The organism is uncultured Pluralibacter sp., assembly GCF_913775985.1.
In the GTDB taxonomy this organism is placed as follows: Bacteria; Pseudomonadota; Gammaproteobacteria; order Enterobacterales; family Enterobacteriaceae; genus Pluralibacter.
This window is the reverse complement of sequence record NZ_CAJYMB010000110.1, coordinates 1-8,035: the sequence shown is the minus strand read 5'-3', so window position 1 is coordinate 8,035 and position 8,035 is coordinate 1. Positions and strand designations below refer to the sequence as shown.

Annotated in this window: 9 protein-coding genes; 8 read left to right on the top strand and 1 reads right to left on the bottom strand. The window is 58.9% G+C overall.

Going from position 1 to position 8,035, the window contains the following annotated elements; all coding sequences use genetic code 11:
• A partial coding sequence (locus QZ766_RS13440; protein ID WP_297202777.1) for an oxidoreductase occupies positions 1–918 on the bottom strand: 918 nt, incomplete at its 3' end.
• A 190-nt stretch (positions 919–1,108) separates the two neighbouring features.
• On the opposite strand from QZ766_RS13440, the gene blr reads away from it, so the two are divergent.
• The 8 genes from blr (at position 1,109) to rsxG (ending at position 7,335) form a co-directional block, all read left to right on the top strand.
• Positions 1,109–1,255, top strand: a complete 147-nt coding sequence (gene blr / locus QZ766_RS13435) for a division septum protein Blr (protein ID WP_297202775.1) — start codon at positions 1,109–1,111, stop codon at positions 1,253–1,255.
• Positions 1,256–1,646: 391 nt separating this feature from the next.
• The gene (ydgT, locus tag QZ766_RS13430; protein ID WP_297202773.1) at positions 1,647–1,862 is read left to right on the top strand and encodes a transcription modulator YdgT; all 216 of its coding nucleotides are present in this window, start codon (positions 1,647–1,649) and stop codon (positions 1,860–1,862) included.
• 69 nt (positions 1,863–1,931) lie between these two features.
• Positions 1,932–2,363, top strand: a complete 432-nt coding sequence (locus QZ766_RS13425; protein WP_297202772.1) for a DUF2569 domain-containing protein — start codon at positions 1,932–1,934, stop codon at positions 2,361–2,363.
• A gap of 84 nt (positions 2,364–2,447) precedes the next feature.
• On the top strand, positions 2,448–3,029 hold the full coding sequence (gene rsxA, locus QZ766_RS13420; protein WP_297202770.1) for an electron transport complex subunit RsxA: 582 nt from the start codon (positions 2,448–2,450) through the stop codon (positions 3,027–3,029).
• On the top strand, positions 3,029–3,607 hold the full coding sequence (rsxB, locus tag QZ766_RS13415; protein ID WP_297202768.1) for an electron transport complex subunit RsxB: 579 nt from the start codon (positions 3,029–3,031) through the stop codon (positions 3,605–3,607). The genes rsxA and rsxB overlap by 1 nt, the downstream gene beginning before the upstream one ends.
• The gene (gene rsxC, locus QZ766_RS13410) at positions 3,600–5,654 is read left to right on the top strand and encodes an electron transport complex subunit RsxC (RefSeq protein ID WP_297202766.1); all 2,055 of its coding nucleotides are present in this window, start codon (positions 3,600–3,602) and stop codon (positions 5,652–5,654) included. The genes rsxB and rsxC overlap by 8 nt, the downstream gene beginning before the upstream one ends.
• Positions 5,655–6,713 carry an electron transport complex subunit RsxD gene (gene rsxD / locus QZ766_RS13405; RefSeq protein ID WP_297202764.1) on the top strand — a complete coding sequence of 353 codons (1,059 nt, stop codon included), beginning with the start codon at positions 5,655–5,657 and terminating at the stop codon, positions 6,711–6,713.
• Between the two features lies 1 nt (position 6,714).
• On the top strand, positions 6,715–7,335 hold the full coding sequence (rsxG, locus tag QZ766_RS13400; RefSeq protein ID WP_297202762.1) for an electron transport complex subunit RsxG: 621 nt from the start codon (positions 6,715–6,717) through the stop codon (positions 7,333–7,335).
• The last annotated feature ends 700 nt before the right edge of the window (positions 7,336–8,035 follow it).

Sequence of the window (8,035 nt, the reverse complement as noted above, 5' to 3'; positions counted from 1 at the left end):
AATGCCGGCATAGTAAGCGGGATAGTTTCCCGGCGTGGTCAGCCAGCTTTCTTCCCGGCGTTCGTCGCCGTCAACCCGGGTGAGCACGCCGTCACGCATGTCATACCCCCAGTCCTCCTGCGGCAGGCGTTCGCCGTTTTTCAGCCGGTCCTCCTGCGGGTCAACGCCGTACTTTATGTAGCTTGCACGGGAGCCGTGCACGATATAGCGCGGCGTCTCGGCCGCGGCCAGCACGGTGCTGTGCAGGATCACGCGCCGCTGGGGATAGGCCAGCACCGCGTGAAAATAGTCGGTGGAATGCGCGCCGGGGCGCAGCTGAGCGAGATCGACAGCCAGACTCACCGGCAGGCCAAACAGAGTTATCGCCTGATCCAGCAGGTGGGGCCCAAGATCGTACCAGATGCCGCTGCCGGGGCCGCCCTGCTCGCGCCAGCGGTTGCGGACTTCCGGGCGATAGCGGTCGAAGTGCGACTCGAAATAGGAGACTTCCCCAAGAGTACCGTCGTTAATCAGCGATTTTACGGTGAGGAAGTCGCTGTCCCAGCGGCGGTTGTGAAAAACTGAAATCAGGCGACCGCAGCGGCGCGCGACGGCTTCCAGCTCCCTGGCCTGTGACAGTGTCACCGTGAACGGTTTATCAACCACTACGTGCTTGCCGGCTTCGAGAGCTGCTTTCGCCAGCGGGTAGTGGGTGTCATTCGGCGTAGGAATAACGATGAGATCTATCGACGGATCGCTGAACAGCTGCTGCGGATCGCCCACCACCGCGGTAGAAGGCCAGTCGGCTTTGACTTTCTGCTCGTCGCTGCTGGAGATGGCCGCCAGGGTCATGCCCGACGTGCCGTCGATTAACGGGGCGTGGAACGTCTTACTGGCGTAGCCGTAGCCTATCAGGCCGACCCGAATTGTATCGCTCATTGCTCCTCCTCTTTGTATTACGCTTTTGCTTAACTTTATCGGTATAAGCCTGGCATTCTTAAACCCACATTGTAGAGAGTCAAAATCCGAAAGTATTCTCCTGCTGAATATAAAATTGCCACTTGCCCTGGCGACTTTTCGCCGATGCGGTTAACATTTCATTCTTGTTAAATTTGGCGATACGAATGATATGACTCTTGTATTTAATCGCATTATTGAGCTAATTGGCTGGGTGGTTCTTGGGGTTTCGCTGATGCTGCTGGTGGTTGCACATCATATTGATGATTATCAAACGCCTGCGGCAGACGCAAAAGCGCAAACGGTGAAAACCGCATAAAAATAGCGGTCGCCTTCCGGCGGCCGTTTTTGATCCTGACCCGCTGTGCGCGCATGACTATAGTAAAAATCGCAGTATTTATTGATTACCATCACGAGGGACACAATAAAGCGTAAAAATCTCCGTTTATGGACGCTGACGGCAGTTGCCTGGCGATTCAAATGACGGTAATCTTCATTTCCGCAGGCCTGCCCGGCCGGTATTTGCATTAATAAAACCTCGTATTTTAACCTGACAGCAGTGCATTAGCCTGCCGTTACTTTTTTTATGCTCTCTCGACGCAGATATTCCTGTGTCGCCTGCCTGCCGGCAGAGGGTGATAAAATATTGTCAGGTATACAGAAATGCGCTTTATCCAATAAATACAATATTTTAAATGGCAAGGTTTACTATGACCGTTCAGGACTATCTATTAAAATTTCGCAAAGTAAGCTCTCTGGAAAGTCTGGAAAAATTATTCGATCACCTCAATTACTCTCTGACCGACAGCACTGACATCATCAATATGTACCGCGCAGCAGACCACCGCCGCGCCGAGCTGGTTTCCGGCGGACGCCTGTTCGATATTGGCCAGGTGCCGAAAACCGTTTGGCATTACGTGCAGTAACACTGTTTTCCCCGCGGCCAGTTGCTTATACTTGCCCAGCTTTTTACCCGCTCTGACTCAGGAGAAGAGATGTCCGCAGAACGTATTGGCGGCTGGCTGCTCGCGCCGCTGGCCTGGCTGATTGTCGCCTCAGTGAGCGCGTCGCTGGCGATTCTGCTCTATGCCGGCGTACTGATTTCTCCCGATGCGCTCGGCAGGCTTAGCGCATTAGGCCCCGGCAGGTTAAGCCTCTGGCTGCTGTCGCTGCTGGCCGCAGCGCTCATGTGGTACTACACCCTTTGGCTAACGGTAGCCTTTTTCAAGCGCCGCAGCCTCGTGCCTAAGCACTATATTCTGTGGCTGCTGATTTCGGTTTTGCTGGCGATAAAAACTTTCGCTTTCTCGCCTGTGCCGGACGCTGTGGCGATGCGACAGCTGGTATTTCCGCTGCTGGCCACCTCGCTGATGGTACCCTATTTTAAGCGGTCGTCGCGGGTTAAGCGGACGTTCGTTAACCCGTAATAACCACACAAACACTACGTTGTCGCCTGTTCGGCTTTATCAGATAATAGGCGGCTTTTTTAGTCTCAGGTCACACGTTGCAACATGGCTAATTACCTACTTCTTTTTGTCGGCACCGTTCTGGTGAACAACTTCGTTCTGGTGAAGTTTCTGGGACTGTGTCCGTTTATGGGCGTTTCCAAAAAGCTGGAAACGGCGATGGGCATGGGGCTGGCGACAACCTTCGTTATGACTATCGCCTCGGTGTGCGCCTGGCTGATCGACACCTGGATTTTGATCCCGCTGAACCTGGTTTATCTGCGCACTCTCGCTTTTATTCTGGTGATTGCGGTGGTGGTGCAGTTTACGGAGATGGTGGTGCGTAAAACCAGCCCCGCGCTGTATCGCCTGCTGGGCATCTTTCTGCCGCTGATCACAACCAACTGCGCGGTACTCGGGGTGGCGCTGCTGAACATTAACCTTGGCCATAATTTCCTGCAGTCTGCACTGTACGGCTTCTCCGCCGCCGTTGGCTTCTCGCTGGTGATGGTGCTGTTTGCCGCCATTCGCGAGCGCCTGGTGGTCGCCAACGTTCCGGCACCGTTTCGCGGTAACGCTATCGCGCTGGTTACGGCCGGCCTGATGTCGCTGGCATTTATGGGCTTTACGGGTCTGGTGAAGCTGTAATGATGCTGGTGTGGATTGCTATTGCGTCGATTAGCGCGCTGGGCCTGATTTTTGGCGCGATTCTCGGCTACGCCTCCCGCCGCTTTGCGGTAGAAGACGATCCGATCGTCGAGAAAATTGACGAAATATTGCCCCAGAGCCAGTGTGGCCAGTGCGGCTATCCGGGCTGCCGCCCCTATGCGGAGGCCGTCGGCGCCAATGGCGAAAATATTAACCGCTGCGCGCCCGGTGGCGAGGCGGTGATGCTGAAAATTGCCGCCCTGCTCAACGTTGAACCACAGCCAATTGACGGCGATGAAGATGCGGCAGAGCCTCCGCGCCTGCTGGCGGTGATTGACGAAGCCAACTGCATCGGTTGCACCAAATGTATTCAGGCTTGTCCAGTGGACGCTATCGTCGGCGCTACCCGCGCGATGCATACGGTAGTGGCCGATCTCTGTACCGGCTGCAATCTTTGCGTCGCCCCCTGCCCGACCCAGTGCATCACGCTGCACCCCGTTGCTGAAACGACGGAGAGCTGGAAGTGGGACCTGCATACCATCCCGGTTCGTAATATTCCCGTGGAACATCATGTTTAAGCTATTTTCTGCGTTCAAAAAGGACAAAATCTGGGATTTCGATGGCGGTATTCATCCGCCAGAGATGAAAACCCAGTCCAGCGGCACGCCGCTGCGCCAGGTCCCGCTGGCGCAGCGCTACACCCTGCCGCTTAAACAGCATATCGGCACCGAGGGCGAGCTTTGCGTCGCGCCCGGCGATCGGGTGCTGCGCGGCCAGCCGCTGACCCGCGGCTGGGGCAAAATGCTGCCCGTCCACGCACCGACCTCCGGCACCGTGGCGGCCATTGCACCGCACCCCACCGCGCATCCTTCCGGCCTGTCGGAAATGAGCGTGGTCATTGATGCCGATGGCGAAGACCGCTGGTTCGGGAAAGAGGGCTGGAGCGACTGGCGCCAGCGCAGCCGCGAGGCGCTGATTGAACGTATCCACCAGTACGGCGTGGCCGGCCTCGGCGGCGCGGGTTTTCCCACCGGCGTTAAGCTGCGCGGCGGCGGTGACAAAATTAAGACCCTGATTATTAACGCCGCCGAGTGCGAGCCCTATATCACCGCCGACGACCGGCTGATGCAGGACTGCGCCGCCCAGATTATCGACGGCGTGCGCATTCTGGCCCACATTTTGCAGCCAGAGCTGGTGCTGATCGGCGTTGAGGATAATAAACCGCAGGCTATCGCCATGATGCGTGCGGCGCTAACCGACGAACGGGATATCCAGCTGCGGGTGATCCCCACCAAGTACCCTTCCGGCGGCGCCAAACAGTTGACGCAAATTCTGACCGGCAAGCAGGTTCCCCACGGCGGGCGTTCGTCCGATATTGGCGTGCTAATGCAAAACGTCGGCACCGCCTACGCGGTGAAGCGCGCGATTGTCGACGGTGAACCGCTTACCGAGCGCGTGGTCACACTGACCGGCGAGTCCGTCGCGCGCCCCGGCAATGTCTGGGCCCGGTTAGGCACCCCGGTACGCCACCTGCTCAACGACGCCGGTTTTAACCCCGCCGCAGAGCAGATGGTAATTATGGGCGGCCCGCTGATGGGCTTTACCCTGCCGTGGCTCGACGTCCCGGTAGTAAAAATCACTAACTGCCTGCTGGCGCCGTCGGCGAAAGAAACCGGCGAAGTCCAGGAAGAGCAAGGCTGCATCCGCTGCAGCGCCTGCGCCGATGCCTGCCCGGCGGATCTGCTGCCCCAGCAGCTCTACTGGTTCAGTAAAGGTCAGCAGCACGACAAAGCGACCGCACATAATCTTTCCGACTGCATCGAATGCGGGGCCTGCGCGTGGGTGTGTCCGAGCAGCATTCCGCTGGTGCAGTATTTCCGTCAGGAAAAAGCCGAGATAAGCGCGATACGCCAGGAAGAGAAACGGGCGGCAGAGGCCAAGGCGCGCTTTGAAGCCCGCCAGCAGCGCCTCGATCGCGAGAAAGCGGCAAGGCTGGAACGCCACAAGCAGGCCGCCGTTCAGCCCGCCGCACAGGACAAGGCGGCCATCGACGCCGCCCTGGCCCGCGCGCGCGAAAAACAGCAGGCGCCGCAATCCATTGTGATAGCGCCTGGTGCGACGCCGGATAACAGTGCAGTGATTGCGGCCCGGGAAGCGCGGAAGGCGCAGGCCCGCGCGGCACAGGCGCGCAAGGCAGAACAGCAGCAGCCCGCTGCCGTCGAATCGACCACCGAAGCAGCCGATCCTCGCAAGGCCGCCGTTGAAGCCGCGATTGCCCGGGCCAAGGCCCGCAAGGCAGAACAGCAGCAGCCTGCCGCCGCTAAACCGGCTGCCGAAACAGCCGATCCCAGCAAGGCCGCGGTTGAGGCCGCTATTGCCCGGGCTAAAGCCCGCAAGGCAGCACAGCAGCAGCCCGCTGCCGCTGAACCGGCAGCCGAAGCAGCCGATCCCCGCAAGGCCGCGGTTGAGGCCGCTATTGCCCGCGCCAAGGCCCGCAAGGCAGAACAACAGCAGGCCGCCGCCCCGGCTTCCGCCAGCGACGATCCGCGCAAAGCCGCCGTTGCTGCCGCCATCGCCAGGGCGCAGGCTAAAAAAGCCGCACAGCAGGCAGTGAAAGAGGATTAAATGGTTTTTAAGATAGCGAGTTCACCTTATACCCACAATCATCGCCAGACCTCGCGCATAATGCTGCTGGTGATGCTGGCCGCGGTGCCGGGCATTGCGGTGCAGACGTGGTATTTCGGCTGGGGCACACTGGTTCAGCTGCTACTGGCCGCTGCTGCGGCCTGCCTGGCCGAGGCGGCTATCGTGCGCCTGCGCAAACAGTCGGTGGCCCAGTCGCTGGCCGATAACTCTGCCCTGCTCACCGGACTGTTGCTGGCCATCAGCATCCCCCCGCTGGCGCCCTGGTGGATGATTGTCCTCGGCACGGTTTTCTCGGTGGTTATCGCCAAGCAGCTGTACGGCGGCCTCGGCAACAACCCGTTCAACCCGGCAATGATCGGTTATGTAGTGCTGCTGATCTCTTTTCCGGTACAGATGACCTCATGGCTGCCGCCGCAAAGTCTTGCCGCCTCGGTTCCGGATTTTATCGATACGCTGCAGATTATTTTTAGCGGCCACGCCGCCGATGGCGCAACGGTGGACGCCCTGCGCATGGGCGTTGACGGCATAAGCCAGGCAACGCCGCTGGATAACTTCAAAACCTCGCTGCACGCCGGACACAGCGTTGGCGACATTATGCAGGCGTCTATTTATCGCGGCGCGCTGGCCGGGATTGGCTGGCAGTGGATTAACATTGCCTATCTGGCAGGCGGCGCGTTTTTGCTGTGGCAAAAGACCATCCGCTGGCACATTCCGGTGAGTTTTCTGCTGAGCCTCACCGCGTGCGCTACCCTCGGCTGGCTGTTCTCACCGGAAACCCTGGCCTCGCCGCAGATACACCTGCTGTCAGGAGCCACGATGCTGGGCGCCTTTTTTATTCTCACCGACCCGGTGACCGCATCCACCACCAACCGCGGCCGCCTGGTTTACGGCGCGCTGGCGGGTCTGCTGGTCTGGCTGATCCGCAGCTTCGGCGGCTATCCCGACGGTGTCGCCTTCGCGACGCTGCTGGCCAATATTACGGTGCCGCTGATCGATTACTACACGCGCCCGCGCGTTTACGGACATCGCCGAGACTGAGATGCTGAAGACTATTCAAAAACACGGGATCACGCTGGCGCTGTTTGCCGCCGGGGCCACCGGCGCAACGGCGATTATCAATGAGCTGACCAAAAGCACCATTGATATTCAGTCGGCTAAACAGCAAATGGCGCTTTTTGATCAGGTGATTCCGCAAGATCGCTATAATAATGACCTGCTGAAAAACTGTTTTATCGTAACGGCGCCACCGCTGGGTAAAGGACCGCATAAGATCTATATCGCCCTGAAGGACAATGTCCCGTCAGGCGTAGTGATGGAGACCACCGCACCTGACGGCTATTCTGGCGCGATTCAGCTGCTGGTTGGCGCCGACTTCAGCGGTACGGTGTTCGGGACGCGCGTCACCCAGCATCACGAAACGCCGGGGCTGGGGGACAAAATCGAGCTGCGGCTTTCCGACTGGATAACCCACTTTAGCGGGAAAGCAATCCACGGCGCGGGCGACAGCCGCTGGGCCGTGAAGAAAGACGGCGGCGAATTTGACCAGTTCACCGGGGCGACGATCACCCCGCGGGCAGTGGTCAATGCCGTCAAGCGTGCCGGGCTGTATGCGCAAACGCTGCCGGCCAGCCTCAATCAACTTAGCCCCTGTGAAGAGTAGACTATGAGCGAAATTAAAGACGTTATTGTCCAGGGATTATGGAAAAACAACTCCTCGCTGGTGCAGCTCCTGGGCCTGTGCCCACTGCTGGCGGTGACATCAACCGCGACCAATGCCCTCGGACTGGGCCTGGCTACGACGCTGGTGCTGACCCTGACCAACCTGTTTGTTTCACTGCTGCGCCGCTGGACGCCGAGCGAAATCCGCATCCCCATCTACGTAATGATCATCGCCTCGGTGGTTAGCTGCGTGCAGATGCTGATCAACGCCTATGCATTTGGTCTTTACCAGTCGCTGGGGATTTTTATCCCGCTGATCGTTACCAACTGCATCGTGGTTGGCCGCGCAGAAGCTTTTGCCGCGAAAAAAGGACCGGCGCTGTCGGCGCTGGACGGTTTCTCCATCGGGCTGGGCGCCACCTGCGCGATGTTCGTGCTGGGCTCCATTCGCGAAATTCTTGGCAACGGTACGCTGTTTGACGGCGCGGACGGTCTGCTGGGCGGCTGGGCTAAAGCGCTGCGCATTGAAGTGTTTCACACCGATACGCCGTTCCTGCTCGCGATGCTGCCGCCGGGCGCGTTTATCGGGCTCGGCATGCTGCTGGCGCTGAAATATGTCATTGATCAGAAAGCGAAGCAGAAGGCCGCTACCGTACGCAACCACTGCGAGAGATCGGAAGAGCACACGTCTGAACTCCAGT